We start from the raw sequence: 15,421 nt of genomic DNA on the forward strand, positions 1-15,421 counted from the left end.
CGGGTGCGCCGCCGGGCAGCAAAAACGAAGTGCCCAGCAACACGGCTGCAGGAATCATCAGCCAGAAGCTGAAGTTGTTCATGCGCGCAAAGGCCATGTCGGATGCGCCGATCTGCAGGGGAATCATCCAGTTCGCGAATCCCACGAAGGCCGGCATGATGGCGCCGAACACCATGATCAGACCGTGCATGGAGGTGAGCTGGTTGAACAGCTCGGGATTGACAAGTTGCAGGCCGGGCTGAAACAACTCGACGCGCAGCAGCAGCGCCAACACGCCACCAAACATCAGCATGAAAAAGCTGAACAACAGGTACAGCGTGCCAATGTCTTTGTGGTTGGTGGCAAAAACCCAGCGACGCCAGCCCGTCGGGGCATGGTGGTCGTGGTCATCATGCACGTGATCGTGAGGATCTAGAACTGCACTCATCTTGGCTTCCTTTGGTGGCTTGTGCCTGTAACTTTATTATTGCGGCTGACGTCGGTGTTGCCGACGTTCAATCAATTGGCAGCGTGCACTGGCTTATTTTCGCGCAGCCAATACATCGGCCGGCTGAACAATCTGACCCGTCTGGTTGGACCAGTTGTTTTTGCTGTATGTAATCACTGCGGCAAGTTCGGTGTCGCTCAGGGTTTTCCAGGCTGGCATCGCGCCAGCAGCCGCACCGTTGAGCAAAACCTGAATCGGCGCATTGTGGTCTGCGTTCAGCACAATGGCTGAGCCGTCCAGTGGCTTGATGGGGCCCGCGCCCTTGCCATCGGCCTGGTGGCAGGCGACGCAGTTGGCGGCATAAACTTTTTCGCCGCGTGCCTTGAGGTCAACCAGCGTCCAGACCTTGGCTGGATCATCTGCCTTGGCAGCAGCCTCCTTGTTCTTGGCGGCCACCCATGCGGTGTAATCTTCTGCGGAAACCACCTTCACATGGACGGGCATATAAGAATGCTCTTTTCCGCAAATCTTGGCACACTGGCCATAGAAGTCACCCACTTCCTCAGCCCGGAACCAGGTGTCGCGCACAAAGCCGGGAATCGCATCCTGGTGGATTCCGAAGGCCGGCACGGCAAAGGAATGGATCACGTCATTGGCCGTGGTGATGATGCGGATCTTTTTATTGACCGGCACAACCAGCGGATTGTCGACCTTGAGCAGGTAATCATCGACCGGTTCGCCTGTTTTGGGACCGCCGGCATCGGACAATGCGCGGTGGGCGCTGTCCAGCGTGGATACAAAACCAATCCCTTCGCCCTCGCCTTTGATGTAGTCATAACCCCATTTCCACTGGATGCCGGTGACTTTGACCGTGAGGTCTGCGCTGGTGGTGTCCTTCATGGCAATCACCAGCTTTGTGGCTGGCAGCGCCATGCCAATGACGATCAGGAAAGGCACGATGGTCCAGGCGATTTCAACGGCCGTGGACTCATGGAAATTGGCGGACTTGTGGCCCACCGATTTGCGGTGCTTGAGGATGGAATAAAACATCACCCCGAACACCGCCAGAAAAATCACGAGACAAATGGCCATCACGAACCAATGCAGCCAGATCTGCTCCTCGGCGATCTTGGTCACGGCAGGATGCAGGTTGAGCTGGTTGACGGCCGGTCCACCGGGTAAGTCATTCACAGCGGCGTAAGCGGCGGTGCTGACCCAGGCGGCCGCAGATACCACAATTGCGCCTGCATGCTGCATGCCAAGCCGTGTCATTTTGCTCAGGGGATTGCTTAAGTTCATCGTGATCACTTTTTCTGCTTCAATTACCGACTGAATTAACTAGACATTATAAAGTTTGCGGCAGATCAACCCGCCACTACTTGAAATGAAACAAAATTATTGCGCTTTTTTTCAGGAGGATAGCAGCGCGGAACGGATCTCGCGGGCCAGCGCTGGCCGCAATTCCGGCCGCACATGCCGCCCCACCCGTACCGACCGACCCTGGCCAGACACCTCAATCAGCGAACCATCTCCATCCCGGGGTTCTACGCGAACCCACTCACGGTTGAATTCTGCCCGCAGCGTGCGGCCAGCCATTTCCTGCTCAACGACCAACTGCCCGCTCTGCAGAATAATTTTTTCAGCGTCTCCCGCATGACGCGCGTACGCTAAAAAAGCGATGCCCACCGCCAGCAATTCAACCCCCGCAAAAGGCATGACCAGGGTCGCGCCCTGCGACCAGAAAAAGCCTGCAATAGCCAGCGACACCACACACAGCGACACATAAGTCCAAGCCAGTTGGGCGGGTGTCAGTGAACAGGGGCGCTTAAAAAGCCACAGCACCTCGTTCGGGCGATGAGCGCCCTGCGTGGACAAGGTGGCAAAACGAAAGTCTCGTGGCGATTGCAGCACGTGGCAAGCATCAATAAACTGCGCGCAAGGCTGGGCATTGACCGCAGGAGGCGAGGGAATATACCCAGAAAACGGTTGCATCATAGCTTTTTTCGGCGCTGCACACCCCCCGGGGAAACACCCAAACCCCACCCCCATACAGAAGCACCCGAGCCGCCCAAAGACCCCGTTCCACGCTGCAAATTCAGGCTGGCGGTCGCTGCCCCTGCAGCATGCTGCGCATGTCCGCCACCGACACCGCGCTGAGCGCGCTCACCTTGATTTTGGGCGGAGCCTTGAGCGCGTGGCCGTAAATCACTTCATAGGTGAGTGACAGACGACCATCGTGACCCGTCAGATGCTCAGCCAGGGCGCGCTCCAGCCGCGCCTTCCACTGACGGCCGCGCAGCGCCGGAAAACGCGCCGGATGAAAATTTCTGCCCAACTCGGCCAGCTCCTGCAACAGACGGGCAGGCGTCTCGTAGGTCAGCGTGATGCGCTCCATGTCCATCACCGGTTCGGCAAAACCGGTCTGCACCAGCATGTCGCCCCAGTCGTGCATGTCGGTCAGCTCATGCCCGGCTGGGGGCCAGCCCAGTTGCGCATAGACCGCGCGCAATTCCCGGGCGGTATCGGGGCCCAAACATGAAAACATCAAAAAACCATCGACCCGCAGCGCCTTGTGCCACGCGGCCAGCAGGGCCTGGGGGTCGGCTGATTCGTGCAGGGCCATGTTGGCCCACAGCATGTCGACACCGGCCGCGGGGGGCGCCTCAAAGCGTGTCGGCACCGCCCTCCACGGCCGGAGGTTCCACCACGGCTTCACTATGCTTTTAATAGCTGCTTGCGCCCGTTCTGCATGGGCTTCAGCCACAAAACATGCTGAATTTTGATACAAACCGGTCAATTTTTCATGCGCCTGCAGACCGCCACGCACGGCACCCCAATGCGCCCACGCCTGCGGCTGGAGCTTGATCCACTGCAAGCGGTCCAGCATGCGGCTCGCCACTTCCTCATGGAGCCATGGCGAGGCCAGGGGGGCCGTGCGCTGCCAACGGCTGACGGCGAGCGGATCGAGCGTGGGCGGGCGCTGGGGGGAGGTCATGAAGGGGCTGTCACGATTAAGGAAAAAGTACGCGAGTATATTGACACGGTGTTTACCCGTCTGCTTACCCCTGGTTTTATTCCCGGTTTATTGCTGCACCGGCTGCCCGACGTGGCCAGCCAGTGCGCCGTCTGCCGCAGCTGGCCTGCGCGCCAGGTGTGCCTGCCCTGCGAGGCGCGCTTTGCACCCTGGCAGCATCGCTGTGCCAGTTGCGCGCTGGCTTTTCCCGCCGATCTTTCCCTGGGCCTGCGGTCCGGCCCCGGCCTGTGCGCCACCTGCGTGCGCCAGCCGCCGCCGCTGGACCGCACGCTGGCCGCCGTGCCTTACGCCTACCCGTGGTCCACGCTGATTACCCGCTACAAATTTGGCGAGCAGCACGGCTGGGCCGGTTTTTTCGCCGCCTTGCTACTCAAAACGCCCGGCGTGCCGCAGGTGTTTGACAGCCTGGGCGCGCAAGACTGGGTGGTGCCCGTGCCGCTGTCGGCGGAGCGCCTGCAGACGCGCGGTTTCAACCAGGCCTGGGCGCTGGCCAGTGCGCTGGCCCGGCAAAGCCAGACCGCTGCCCGGGCCGATGCCCGGTTGCTGCTGCGCGTCAAACACACCCGTCCGCAAAGCCAGCTCAAGCGCGAGGCCCGGCTGGCCAACGTCAAGGGTGTCTTCCAGGTCGACCCGCTGCGCGTTACCGAGCTGCAGGGGCGGCGCGTGCTGCTGGTCGATGACGTGATGACCAGCGGCGCCTCGCTGTTCACGGCGGCGCAGGCCCTGCGGGACGCTGGCGCCGCGCATATTACCGGTGTCGTGCTGGCGCGTACCGCACCCGCCTAAAATCGCCGGCTGCAACCACGCTGACCCCAGCCGCCCCCCCATGTTCAATATTGTTCTCGTCGAGCCTGAAATTCCGCCCAACACCGGCAATGTGATTCGCCTGGCGGCCAACACCGGATGCCGCCTGCACCTGGTGGAGCCGCTCGGCTTTTCGATGGACGACAAGCACATGCGGCGCGCCGGCCTCGACTACCACGAATACGCCCAGGTACTGCGCCACGCCAGCTGGCAAGCGCTGCTCGACAGCCAGCAGCCGCCGGCCGATCGGCTGTTTGCCATGACGACCCAAGGCGCCAGCAACATGTACGACATGCAATTTTTGCCCGGCGACTGGCTGGTGTTCGGCTCCGAAACCAAGGGCTTGTCGGCTGAAGTGCGGGCGTTCTTTGCGCCGGCCCAGCGCCTCAAGGTGCCCATGCAGCCCGGTCAGCGCAGCCTGAACCTGTCCAATACGGTGGCGGTTACCGTGTTTGAGGCCTGGCGGCAGAACCGCTTTGGCGGGGCTCAGGGATAACGCCGTACGATCGACTCCGCGATGCAGACCGGCTTGGCCGAGCCTTCACACTCCACCGTCACTTGCCAGATCATCTGGCTGCCGCCATGCTCAATCGGCTCGGCCGCCAGCAGCTTCATGCGGGCGCGCAGTCGGCTGCCCACGGGAACGGGCGCCGTGAAGCGCACCTTGTTCAAGCCGTAATTCACGCCCATGCGCGAGCCGGTGATCTCAAACGAGGATTCAAAAAACCGGGGCAGCAGCGACAGTGTCAGAAAACCGTGGGCAATCGGCCCGCCAAACGGTCCGGCGCGGGCTTTTTCCGGGTCCACATGAATCCACTGGTGGTCGCCCGTGGCGTCGGCAAACAGGTTCACCTGCTGCTGCGTGATGGTGATCCAGTCGCTGACAGCGACCTCCTGGCCGGTGCAGGCCGCCAGTTCGGACAGGGTTTGAAAGGTCTTCATGGCTTGACTTTAGCGGCATGCCCGGCGCTGGCGGGACGGGGACTGTCGAGTCCGCGACAAGCGGGCTCACGCACAGTCCTGCGTTACTGGTCCAGCCACCTGCAGATGCCCTGCCACTGCGCCAGGTCCTTTTCAACCCGGGCCGGCGCCACATCAAACAGCGTCAGTCCGCCCGCCGCCAGGTGGATGTAGTTTTGCGTGTCGCGCACATACCCCAGCACGGGCAGGCCCAGGCTTTCGACGAATTCACGCAAATTGTCGGCAGCGATCGTGCGCGCATCCACGCGCATGCCGACAATGCCCACCTGAATCCTGCCGGCACGTCGGTGCCTGGCCAGCGCATCCAGAAACGCGCGGGCGGCAAAAATGTCGAACACGCTGGGCTGCAGCGGCACGATCACCTTGTCGGCAAACTTGAGCACATCGCTGAGGCGCCGGCCGTGCAGACCGGCCGGCGTGTCCAGCACCCCGTGCGTCGTGCCTTTGGGCGGCTTGGCCAGCAGGTCGGCGTCTACCTCCCAGGCTGCAATCGGCCGCTCGGTGGGCGGGCGCAAACCCAGCCACAAGCGGGAAGACTGCTGCGGGTCAGCATCCCCCAGCAGCACCGCATGGCCCTGGCTGGAAAAGTAGCCGGCCACATTGGTGGCGAGCGTCGATTTGCCGACGCCCCCCTTTGGATTGGCGATCACAACCACGGTCATAAAAATATCCTCTGCTGCTTCAGCGTCATGTTGCTATGGCGCTATCGTAACGGCCTGGAAATTGCCGGACAAGTCAAGGCGCCGTCAGCGAACACTGTCCCACAGCAGCTTGATGCCCGTGAGGAGCATGCCGACATAGAGCATGCGGTAAAACCAGACCGGACTGATGCGCCGGGCCAGCCGCACACCGATCCAGACGCCCAACGGCGCCAGCGGCAGCAGCACCAGCGAAGTCGCCATGTTGCGCATGTCCAGCAGCCCCAGCCAGGCGTAGGGAAGCCACTTGGACAGGTTGATCACAAAAAAGAAAACCGCCATGTTGGCGGTGAACCGGATCGGGCTCAGGCGCAGCGGAATGACGTAGGCGCTCAGCGGCGGGCCGCCCGCGTGGGCCACAAAGCTCGTGAAGCCCGAGGTCACCGTCAACACCGCGCCCAGCCATTTCGGTGGTGGCGGGCTGTCAGCCCGGGGCGGGAACAGCAGGCGCTGCGCCAAAAACAGCAGGGTAAAACCGCCGACAATGCCGGCCACCACCCGGGCGTCCAGCAGCTTGAACAGGAGCGCACCGACCACCGTGCCGAGCAGGCCGAAAGGCAGCAGAAACTTCAGGAACTTCACATCGAAGTTCTTGCGATAGGCTGCCACCCCCAGCAAGTCCATGATCAGCAACAAGGGCATCAAAATAGCGGCGGCCTGCGGCACCGTGACCGACAGCGCAATCACCGGCACCGCGAGCGAGCCAAAGCCCGCGCCAAAGCCGCTTTTGCTGATGCCCAGCATCAGCACGGCAGGAATTGCCACGGCGTAAAAGAAAGGATCAGTGATCAGCGGGAAGTCCACGGCGGCAGGTCTTTCTGGCCCGCATGGCATGGGTACGCGGGGCGGGAGGCAATAAGGTGCGCCATGTTACCCGCCGGAATGCCAGCGCTGGCGAGCACGCGAAAACAAAGTGATGCGGTACGGGGCGGCGACAATTGGCGCATGTCTGATATGGAATCCTGGGGAGAAACGCTGCGGCTGCTGGTCGAACTGACGGGCACTGCCGCATTTGCCCTGTCGGGCCTGCTCGAAGCTGCGCGCAAACGCCTGGACGCCGTCGGCGTTTGCGTGGTGTCCTTTCTGACGGCATTCGGCGGCGGCACGCTGCGCGACCTGCTGCTGGACCGGCGGCCTTTTTTCTGGGTCCAGCATGTCGAACTGCTGTGGGCCGTGATGGCGCTGTGCGTGCTGGCGATGCTGTTTCTGCGCCAGCAGCATTTTGAGGTGACCGAAAAGGCGATTCAGTGGCCGGATGCGCTGGGACTGGGCCTTTTTACCGCCACCGGTGTTCACCTGGCGCTGATGGACCAGATGCCGATGCTGGTCGCCGTCCTGATGGGCGTGACGACCGGCGTGTTTGGCGGTGTGCTGCGCGACATGGTCTGCAATGAAGTGCCCACCGCATTCCGTGACCACCGGCCCTATGCCGTGTGTGCATTCGCTGGCGGCTGGGTTTACGCAGGGCTTTGGCTGCTTGACGCCCCGGGCTGGATGGCGCTGGTGGCCTGCATCGTTGTCACTGCCGGCCTGCGCATCGTGGCGCTGTGGCGCAACTGGGAACTGCCGGCCTGGCGGGTTTGAGGCAACCAGCCCGCAGGCCGGTCCGCCATCAGTCCAATCAATCCATGCTGGCGCCCGAGTCCTTCACCACCTTGCTCCACTTGGCAGATTCTTTCTGGATGAAGGCGGCAAACTGTTGCGGAGTTTCTGTATACACCTCGGCGCCCTGGTCACTGATCTGCTTTTTGATCTCGGGCTTGGCCAGCACCTTGACGATGGCGGTGTTGAGCCGGGTGATCACGGCCGGCGGCGTGGCAGCCGGCGCAAACATGCCAAACCATGAGGTCGCTTCGTAGCCGGGCACGCCGGCTTCGGCGATGGTCGGCACGTCAGGCAGTTCGGGCGAACGCTTGTCAGTGGTCACGGCCATGGCGCGCAGCTTGCCCGAACGCACATGCTGGATGGCGGAAGGCATGTTGTCGAACATGATGGCGACCTGGTTGCCCAGCAAGTCAGTCACCGCCGGCGCGCTGCCCTTGTAAGGCACATGCTGCATGTCAACCTTGGCCATGGACTTGAACAGCTCGCCCGACAGGTGGATCGAGCTGCCATTGCCTGACGATGCGAAGTTCAGCTGGCCCGGATTAGCCTTGGCATAGGCGATCAGTTCCTTGACGGTCTTGAAAGGCTGCGCCGGGTTGGCGACCAGCAGGTTGGGCACATTGGCCACGCGCGTCAGCGGTGCAAAGTCCTTGATCGGATCAAAAGGCATCTTTTTGTAGAGTGCCGCATTGATGGCATGCGTGCCGACCGTTCCCATGAACAGCGTGTAACCGTCAGCGGCCGCCCGGGATGCGGCCTGGCCGCCGATGTTGCCGCCGGCGCCGGCGCGGTTGTCAACAATGACGGTCTGGCCCAGCTCGGCCGTCAGCGCCTGGCCAAGGATGCGCGCGAGGATGTCAGTGGTGCCACCGGCAGCGAAGGGTACGACGATGGTGATGGTCTTGCTCGGGTAGGCCGCTTGGGCCGCCGCGGGCACGCTAGCCAGCAGGCCAGCGCCCAAAAGGCCGGCAGAGGCCAGCGCGCCGAGGCTGAAGCGACGGCGTGATGCGTGGGTGAAATCAGATGAATGAGACATGACAAAGTCCTTGATGAGAAGGGGTGGCAGGAAGCCGAAAACCGGAAAAAGCCGCAACAGGCCTTGTGGACCCGTGCAGACATGGCCGGCGGTGGAAGCCTTGAAGGCAAAAAAAATCAGATGGGTGCGGTTCCCAGTGTGGTGCCGCCGCAGACGTACAGCACCTGTCCGGTGACAAAGCCGTTGTCGGGCGACAGAAAGAACATGGCGGCCCGCGCCACGTCGTCGGCCGTGCCCATGCGGCCGACTGCAATGCTGTCCAGGATGCGCTGCGTCTGCGGCGCGCCCTCGGGGTTGCTCTTGCGGAACAGTTCGGTGGCAATCGGCCCGGGGCCAATCGCATTCACGGTGATGCCGTCGCGCCCCAACTCCATGGCCAGCGTGCGCGTCATGCCGATCATCCCGGCCTTGGTGGCCGAATACACAATGCGGTCCACCTTGCCCAATGCGGCGCGCGAGGACATGTTGACGATGCGGCCCTGGCCACAGGCGCGCAAAGTGGGCAAGAAGGCCTGCGTCAACAGCATGACGGCGCGCAGATGCAGGCCGACCACATCGTCCAGCGAAACCGTCGTGGCGGTGTCGATGGTGCCGGGGCGGGTCGCACCGGCATTGTTGACCAGCGCGGTGACGTTGTGCCCGGCTGCGATCTCGGCGGCGCGCTCACGCGTTGGCGCTTCCTGGGTCAGGTCGGCCTGGTAAGACACGAGCTGCGGATGGCGCCAGTCCGGCAACAGGTAGTCAAGATTGACCACGTTCCTGCCTTGCGCCAGCAGCGCTTCGGCAATGGCGCGGCCAATGCCGGAACTGGCGCCGGTGACAACGGTGGTTTCATTCAAGCGTGCCGTCATCGCGTTCAAACCCGTTCCAGGATCACCGCAATGCCCTGCCCCACGCCGATGCACATGGTGCACAGCGCATAGCGGCCACCGTTCTGGTGCAGCTGGTTGACCGCCGTGGTGGCCAGGCGTGCGCCGCTGGCACCCAACGGATGGCCCAGCGCAATCGCGCCGCCCCAGGCATTGACGCGCGGGTCATCGTCACGCACACCGAGCAGGCGCAGCACGGCCAGCCCCTGCGCTGCAAAGGCTTCGTTGAGTTCAATCACGTCCATCTGGTCGATGGTGAGGCCGGTCAGGGCCAGCACCTTTTGCGTCGCCGGTGCCGGGCCGATGCCCATGATGCGCGGCGCCACGCCGGCCGTCGCCATGCCGACGATGCGGGCACGCGGCGTCAGGCCGTTTTTTGCGGCGGTGGCTTCATCGGCCAGCAGCAGCGCGCAGGCGCCGTCGTTCACGCCGCTGGCGTTGCCGGCCGTCACGGTGCCGTCGGGGCGCACGATGGGCTTGAGCCTGGCCAGCGCCTCCATGGAGGTTTCGCGCGGATGCTCGTCCTTGCCGACCACGATCGCGTCGCCCTTTTTCTGGGCAATCGTGACCGGCGTGATCTCGGCGTCAAAATAGCCGGCCTTTTGCGCGGCCACGGCTTTGAGCTGGCTGGCCAGCGCCATCTTGTCCTGGTCTTCGCGGCTGATGTGGTAGTCGGTGGCGACGTTCTCGGCGGTTTCGGGCATGGCATCGACGCCATACTTTTCCTTCATCAGCTTGTTGATGAAGCGCCAGCCGATGGTGGTGTCGTACACCGCATTGGCGCGGGAAAAAGCGCTTTCGGCCTTGGGCATGACAAACGGGGCGCGGCTCATGCTCTCGACGCCGCCGGCAATCATCAAGGTGGCTTCGCCGGACTTGATGGCGCGTGCCGCCGTGCCCAGTGCGTCCAGGCCAGAGCCGCACAGGCGGTTGATGGTCGCGCCCGGCACTTCAATCGGCAACCCGGCCAGCAGGCTGGCCATGCGCGCCACATTGCGGTTGTCTTCGCCGGCCTGGTTGGCGCAGCCGTAAATCACGTCGGTGATGGCGGCCCAGTCCACGTTCGGGTTGCGCGCCATCAGGGCCTTGAGCGGAATCGCGCCCAGGTCATCGGTACGCACGCTGCTCAGGGCGCCGCCGTAGCGGCCGAAAGGGGTGCGGATGGCGTCGCAGATAAAGGCTTGGTGGATAGTCATTGGCTTGTTTCTTCAGGAATGGTCAATACGGTGAAAAAGGTGTTCCAGCTCAGGCGGCGATGGGCAGGCCGACCAGTTTTTCGAGTTCGGCATGCGCCAGCCCATCGACCTTGTCGATGAGCGTCAAACCCTGCGGCGTGCACTCAAGCGTTGCCAGGTCGGAGTAAATGCGCCTGACGCAGGCGATGCCGGTCAGCGGATAAGTGCACTGCGCCACCACCTTGCTCTCGCCCTTTTTGGTCAGCAAATCCATCATGACCCAGGTTTGCTTGGCGCCGATGGCCAGGTCCATCGCGCCGCCCACAGCCGGAATCGCACCGGGCTCACCCGTGCTCCAGTTGGCCAGGTCGCCGGTGCCTGATACCTGAAACGCACCCAGCACGCAGATGTCAAGATGGCCGCCGCGCATCATGGCAAAGCTGTCGGCATGGTGAAAATAAGCGCCGCCCGGCAGCAGGGTGATGGGCTGCTTGCCGGCGTTGATGAGGTCGTAGTCTTCCTCGCCCGCAGCGGGTGCCGGCCCCATGCCGAGAATGCCGTTTTCACTTTGGAGGATGACCTCGCGTCCGGCCGGAATATGGTTGGCGACCAGCGTCGGCATGCCGATGCCCAGGTTCACATAAGCGCCGTCATGAATGTCCTGCGCCACACGCCTGGCTAATTCTTCCTTGCTCCGTTTTTGATAGCTATTCATGCTTGTTCCTTATTGGCCTGAAGGCAATCAGACGCTGACTTTGATGCCGCCGGCCTGGGTGGCGACGCGCTCGATTCGCACCAGCTGGCTGACATGGATGCCCGGCGTCACGATGCTCTCGGGGTCAAGCGCGCCCAGTTCCACGATCTCATGCACAGTCGCTACCGTGTGCTTGGCAGCCGTGGCCATGACCGGCCCGAAATTGCGTGCCGACATGCGGTAGGTCAGGTTGCCCCAGCGGTCGCCGCGCTCGGCCTTGACAAGGGCCACGTCGCCATAAATAGGGTATTCGAGCACGTAATGCCGGCCATTGATCTCGCGCGTTTCCTTGCCTTTGGCCAAGTCTGTGCCATAAGCCGTGGGGCAAAAAAAGGCGCCAATGCCGGCACCGGCGGCACGGATGCGCTCGGCCAGATTGCCTTGCGGCACCAGCTCCAATTCCAGCTTGCCGCTGCGGTACAAGCCATCAAACACCTGGCTGTCGGCCTGACGGGGAAAGCTGCAGATGATCTTGCGCACGCGCCCGGCCTTGAGCAAGGCCGCCAGCCCGGCCTCGGCATTGCCGGCGTTGTTGTTGACGACGGTCAGGTCCCTGGCGCCCTGCGCGATCAGGCCGTCAATCAGTTCCGTGGGATTGCCGGCGGTGCCGAATCCCCCTATCAATATGGTGGAGCCGTCTTTGACATCGGCCAGGGCATCGGCCACGGACAGGGCAATCTTGTTGATCATTCAGGCGTCTCCAGCGGGCAGTAAATCTGGCGCGTCCGTGAAATCCGGCAGGAACCGAACCACCAGACAGCGGTTTTATTTGTTCGCAATTAGAACAAAAGTTCGTATAATGAATTTTAGGAGATTTACCCGATCATGGCAACCACCCGCACCCAAGCCCCCCCTAAAATTTCCGCCTCGCCCGCACTGGAACGCACTTCGCCCGCTCCCGGCGACAGCTATGTGCAGTCTTTTGCGCGCGGGCTGGAAGTCATTCGTTCGTTCAGCGCCCAGTCGCCCCGTCAAACGCTCACTGAAGTGGCCGGGCGCACCGGGCTCACGCGGGCGGGTGCACGGCGCATCCTGCTGACGCTGCAGACGCTGGGCTATGTGGAGAGTGACGGCAAGCTGTTTCGCCTGACGCCGCGCATACTTGATCTGGGTTTTGCCTACCTGTCTTCCATGCCGATCTGGAACCTCGCGGAGCCGGTGATGGAGGCGCTGGTGGAGCAGGTCAAGGAGTCGTGCTCGGCAGCCGTGCTGGACGGCACCGACATTGTGTATGTGCTGCGCGTGCCCACGCACAAGATCATGAGCATCAGCCTGGGCGTCGGTTCGCGGCTGCCTGCTTATTGCACCTCAATGGGCCGCATGTTGCTGTCGGCCTTGCCGATTGAAGAGATGATGCAGGTGCTGCAGGCGTCAGACCGCACTGCTCGCACCCGCTACACGGTGACCGACGTGAACGAGCTGGCCGCCAAAATTGCGCAGGTGCGCAAGCAGGGCTGGTCACTGGTCAATCAGGAACTTGAAGAGGGCCTGGTGTCGATGGCGGCACCGATTACCGACCGCGCTGGCCATACGGTCGCAGCGCTCAACGTCAGCGGCCAGGCCAACCGCAGCAGTGCCAGGATCATGCAGGAGACGATGCTGCCGCAGTTGCTTGAAGCGGCGCAAACCATCTCCCGAAGGTTGAGCCTGCAGCGAAACTGAAACGCCGTGAAGAGCTCAGGCATCTGGCCGGATCAAGAGAGGAAAAGTTCAGGATTTACGCGAGCCCATCACCAGCACGATCGCGCCCAGGGCCAAGGCACCCAGGCTCAGCCACTGGGGAATGTTCACGGCTTGTTTTTCTTGCACCGTCAACTCAAGGGGGCCAATTTTGGCGGAGGTGGTGTCTTTGGTAAAACTGAAGCCACCGGTAAAAAAGCCGGCCAGGCCGCCAACGATCAGAATAATACCGACGATACGTGTTGCATTCATTTAAATCTCCTCGCCGGGCTTGTGGGTCGTTGGGTGGCCACGCCCCGGAACTGCGCCACCTTGACCCGTAATGTAAAGGGGTGCGCGGATACTGTCTGTAGGACGCGACCGGCGCGTTGTATTGAAAAAGCGCCGGGCACAAATCGCCACGCCGGCTGCGGGCACGGTCTGCGTGATACGCTTTGCGCATGTTCACACCTTCACAAGCCGACGTCCGCCGATTTTTTTGCTCGGTTTATGCCAAAGCCCGCTCCGGTCAACCGATGGAAGCTATAGAAACAATAGCAAGCCAGTGGCTGGAGGAACACCCTGAATACCACGCGGATTTTGCCGACGCAGAGGCTGCGCTTGAAAAGATGTACGACGTGGAAGCCGGAAAAACCAACCCGTTCCTGCACCTGTCCATGCACCTGTCGATCAGCGAGCAGTGCTCCATCGACCAGCCCCGCGGCATTCGCCAGGCCGTGGAGTTGTTGACCGCCAAGCGAAACTCCCTGCATGACGCGCACCACGAGGCCATGGACTGCCTGGGGCAGATGGTCTGGGAAAGCCAGCGCGCCGGCCGTCCACCCGACGGCGCGGCTTACATGGAGTGTGTGCAGCGCCATGCGACCCGGGACTGAATCCAGATACAAACTCGATCCTGGCCCAATAAAAAAGCCGCTGTGTCAGCGGCTTTTTTTGTGGGGCTTGTTCCCGCTTCAGCGGAAGCTGCGCTGCGGAACCACCTTGAGTTCACCGTCGATGGACGACAGGTAATTGGCCATCAACTTGAGTTCGGCATTGGTGTACAGCTTGACCATGCTGCCCATGATGGCGTTGCCGCGCCCGACCATCGGATTGTTTTCTGCCTTGTAGGCCTTGAGCGCCACAAACAGGAAGTCCGCATGCTGCCCTGCCAGCTTGGGGTAGCTGGGGTCAATCGGCTGGTTGAAATTGGCGCCGTGGCAGGAAGCGCAATTGGCCTTGTTAAGCAAAGCCTGCACCGCGGCGCTGGGCATTTTGGCGGGCGCGGCAGGCAGCGCTGCACCAGCAACCACGCCATGACCACTGTAGTAGGCCGCAAGATCAGCGATATCCTGGTCTGACAGCGTGGCTGCAATGCCGCGCATGGAAGGATGCTTGCGTTCGCCTTTTTTGTACGCGTGGAGCGCGGACGCGATGTACGGGGCGCCCTGACCCGAAATCATGGGCACCTTGTACACCTCGGGAAAAGAGGACTGGTAACCCGTGATGCCATGGCAACCAATGCACATGGCGTTCTTGGTTTCGCCAGCTTTGGCATCGCCTTTGATCTCTTGGGCAAGGCTGGAAGCCGTCACGCAGGAGACAACTACAGCGAATATCGTGGTGAACAGCTTATTCATTTTGCGCGCACAATCAGGTGAAATGTCAACGTATGGGTCAGCGCCGGATTATATCCGTGCCCGCCGGGGCCACGCACCGAATGCGGCAAACCCCCGCAAAGGCCGGTTCAAGGGCTTCGCATTTTATTTTCCACATCTCACATTTTCAAGACCATGAAATTCCAAGGCTCAGAAAACTACGTCGCCACCCCGGATCTGATGCTGGCCGTCAATGCCGCAGCCGCTTTGAAAAGGCCGCTGCTGGTCAAAGGCGAGCCCGGCACGGGTAAAACCATGCTGGCCGAGGAAGTGGCGCAGGCCCTGAATCTTCCGCTGCTGCAGTGGCACATCAAGTCCACCACCAAGGCCCAGCAAGGCCTTTATGAATACGACGCGGTGTCGCGCCTGCGCGACTCACAGCTGGGCGACGAGAAGGTCAAGGACATTCACAACTACATCGTCAAGGGTGTGCTGTGGCAGGCGTTCACGGCAGACCAGCCGGTCGCCTTGCTGATCGACGAAATCGACAAAGCCGACATCGAGTTTCCGAACGACTTGCTGCGTGAAATCGACCGCATGGAGTTTTATGTGTATGAGACCCGTGAACTGGTCAGGGCCAAGCACCGGCCACTGGTGTTCATCACCTCCAACAACGAAAAGGAACTGCCCGACGCCTTTTTGCGCCGCTGCTTTTTCCACTACATCAAGTTCCCCGACGCCGACACCATGAAGCGGATCGTGGACGTGCATTTCCCGACCC

At 61.9% G+C, this 15,421-nt stretch carries 20 protein-coding genes; 6 read left to right on the forward strand and 14 right to left on the reverse strand.

Features of this window, described 5'->3' with window-relative positions; all coding sequences use genetic code 11:
- The 4 genes from Q8K05_RS17495 to Q8K05_RS17510 all read right to left on the reverse strand — a co-directional run.
- A partial coding sequence (locus Q8K05_RS17495) for a cbb3-type cytochrome c oxidase subunit I (protein ID WP_305247887.1) occupies positions 1 to 427 on the reverse strand: 427 nt, incomplete at its 3' end.
- Positions 428 to 520: 93 nt separating this feature from the next.
- Positions 521 to 1,726 (reverse strand): cytochrome c oxidase subunit II, encoded by a 1,206-nt coding sequence (gene coxB / locus Q8K05_RS17500; protein ID WP_305247888.1) that lies wholly within the window; start codon positions 1,724 to 1,726, stop codon positions 521 to 523.
- Positions 1,727 to 1,837: 111 nt separating this feature from the next.
- Positions 1,838 to 2,422 (reverse strand): DUF2244 domain-containing protein, encoded by a 585-nt coding sequence (locus Q8K05_RS17505; protein WP_305247889.1) that lies wholly within the window; start codon positions 2,420 to 2,422, stop codon positions 1,838 to 1,840.
- 100 nt (positions 2,423 to 2,522) lie between these two features.
- Complete coding sequence (locus Q8K05_RS17510; protein ID WP_305247890.1) at positions 2,523 to 3,422, reverse strand: biotin synthase; 900 nt, start codon at positions 3,420 to 3,422, stop codon at positions 2,523 to 2,525.
- 48 nt (positions 3,423 to 3,470) lie between these two features.
- Here Q8K05_RS17510 and Q8K05_RS17515 point away from each other — a divergent pair, with 48 nt between their 5' ends.
- Both Q8K05_RS17515 and trmL read left to right on the forward strand, forming a co-directional pair.
- Positions 3,471 to 4,247, forward strand: coding sequence for a ComF family protein (locus tag Q8K05_RS17515; RefSeq protein ID WP_305247891.1), 777 nt, complete (start codon positions 3,471 to 3,473; stop codon positions 4,245 to 4,247).
- A 40-nt stretch (positions 4,248 to 4,287) separates the two neighbouring features.
- On the forward strand, positions 4,288 to 4,761 hold the full coding sequence (gene trmL / locus Q8K05_RS17520) for a tRNA (uridine(34)/cytosine(34)/5-carboxymethylaminomethyluridine(34)-2'-O)-methyltransferase TrmL (RefSeq protein ID WP_305247892.1): 474 nt from the start codon (positions 4,288 to 4,290) through the stop codon (positions 4,759 to 4,761).
- Here the strand turns inward: trmL and Q8K05_RS17525 are convergent.
- The 3 genes from Q8K05_RS17525 to Q8K05_RS17535 form a co-directional block, all read right to left on the reverse strand.
- The gene (locus Q8K05_RS17525; RefSeq protein ID WP_305247893.1) at positions 4,752 to 5,207 is read right to left on the reverse strand and encodes a MaoC family dehydratase; all 456 of its coding nucleotides are present in this window, start codon (positions 5,205 to 5,207) and stop codon (positions 4,752 to 4,754) included. The two genes, trmL and Q8K05_RS17525, sit on opposite strands and share 10 nt — an antisense overlap.
- A gap of 83 nt (positions 5,208 to 5,290) precedes the next feature.
- The gene (locus tag Q8K05_RS17530; protein ID WP_305247894.1) at positions 5,291 to 5,908 is read right to left on the reverse strand and encodes a ParA family protein; all 618 of its coding nucleotides are present in this window, start codon (positions 5,906 to 5,908) and stop codon (positions 5,291 to 5,293) included.
- Positions 5,909 to 5,992: 84 nt separating this feature from the next.
- A complete protein-coding gene (locus Q8K05_RS17535; protein WP_305247895.1) occupies positions 5,993 to 6,748 on the reverse strand; it encodes a sulfite exporter TauE/SafE family protein in 756 nt (251 codons plus the stop codon).
- A gap of 141 nt (positions 6,749 to 6,889) precedes the next feature.
- On the opposite strand from Q8K05_RS17535, the gene Q8K05_RS17540 reads away from it, so the two are divergent.
- Positions 6,890 to 7,528: a trimeric intracellular cation channel family protein gene (locus Q8K05_RS17540; RefSeq protein ID WP_305247896.1), complete on the forward strand. Its 639-nt coding sequence runs from the start codon at positions 6,890 to 6,892 to the stop codon at positions 7,526 to 7,528.
- A 37-nt stretch (positions 7,529 to 7,565) separates the two neighbouring features.
- Here Q8K05_RS17540 and Q8K05_RS17545 read toward each other — a convergent pair whose 3' ends face one another.
- From Q8K05_RS17545 to Q8K05_RS17565, 5 genes are all read right to left on the reverse strand, one after another.
- Positions 7,566 to 8,585: a tripartite tricarboxylate transporter substrate binding protein gene (locus Q8K05_RS17545; protein ID WP_305247897.1), complete on the reverse strand. Its 1,020-nt coding sequence runs from the start codon at positions 8,583 to 8,585 to the stop codon at positions 7,566 to 7,568.
- Between the two features lie 116 nt (positions 8,586 to 8,701).
- Positions 8,702 to 9,436, reverse strand: coding sequence for an SDR family NAD(P)-dependent oxidoreductase (locus tag Q8K05_RS17550; protein WP_305247898.1), 735 nt, complete (start codon positions 9,434 to 9,436; stop codon positions 8,702 to 8,704).
- Between the two features lie 5 nt (positions 9,437 to 9,441).
- Positions 9,442 to 10,650, reverse strand: coding sequence for a 3-oxoadipyl-CoA thiolase (gene pcaF, locus Q8K05_RS17555; RefSeq protein ID WP_305247899.1), 1,209 nt, complete (start codon positions 10,648 to 10,650; stop codon positions 9,442 to 9,444).
- A gap of 49 nt (positions 10,651 to 10,699) precedes the next feature.
- Positions 10,700 to 11,344: a 3-oxoacid CoA-transferase subunit B gene (locus tag Q8K05_RS17560; protein WP_305247900.1), complete on the reverse strand. Its 645-nt coding sequence runs from the start codon at positions 11,342 to 11,344 to the stop codon at positions 10,700 to 10,702.
- A gap of 27 nt (positions 11,345 to 11,371) precedes the next feature.
- Complete coding sequence (locus Q8K05_RS17565; protein ID WP_305247901.1) at positions 11,372 to 12,073, reverse strand: 3-oxoacid CoA-transferase subunit A; 702 nt, start codon at positions 12,071 to 12,073, stop codon at positions 11,372 to 11,374.
- Between the two features lie 135 nt (positions 12,074 to 12,208).
- Here Q8K05_RS17565 and Q8K05_RS17570 point away from each other — a divergent pair, with 135 nt between their 5' ends.
- Positions 12,209 to 13,045: an IclR family transcriptional regulator gene (locus Q8K05_RS17570; RefSeq protein ID WP_305247902.1), complete on the forward strand. Its 837-nt coding sequence runs from the start codon at positions 12,209 to 12,211 to the stop codon at positions 13,043 to 13,045.
- Positions 13,046 to 13,093: 48 nt separating this feature from the next.
- On the opposite strand, the gene Q8K05_RS17575 is transcribed toward Q8K05_RS17570, so the two are convergent.
- Positions 13,094 to 13,315 (reverse strand): hypothetical protein, encoded by a 222-nt coding sequence (locus Q8K05_RS17575; RefSeq protein WP_305247903.1) that lies wholly within the window; start codon positions 13,313 to 13,315, stop codon positions 13,094 to 13,096.
- A 188-nt stretch (positions 13,316 to 13,503) separates the two neighbouring features.
- Here Q8K05_RS17575 and Q8K05_RS17580 point away from each other — a divergent pair, with 188 nt between their 5' ends.
- Positions 13,504 to 13,938, forward strand: coding sequence for a DUF1841 family protein (locus Q8K05_RS17580; RefSeq protein WP_305247904.1), 435 nt, complete (start codon positions 13,504 to 13,506; stop codon positions 13,936 to 13,938).
- A 78-nt stretch (positions 13,939 to 14,016) separates the two neighbouring features.
- Here Q8K05_RS17580 and Q8K05_RS17585 read toward each other — a convergent pair whose 3' ends face one another.
- A complete protein-coding gene (locus Q8K05_RS17585; protein ID WP_305247905.1) occupies positions 14,017 to 14,682 on the reverse strand; it encodes a cytochrome c in 666 nt (221 codons plus the stop codon).
- Positions 14,683 to 14,835: 153 nt separating this feature from the next.
- On the opposite strand from Q8K05_RS17585, the gene Q8K05_RS17590 reads away from it, so the two are divergent.
- A partial coding sequence (locus Q8K05_RS17590) for a MoxR family ATPase (protein ID WP_305247906.1) occupies positions 14,836 to 15,421 on the forward strand: 586 nt, incomplete at its 3' end.

The sequence above is a fragment of the Polaromonas sp. genome (genome assembly GCF_030682935.1).
GTDB lineage: Bacteria > Pseudomonadota > Gammaproteobacteria > Burkholderiales > Burkholderiaceae_C > Polaromonas.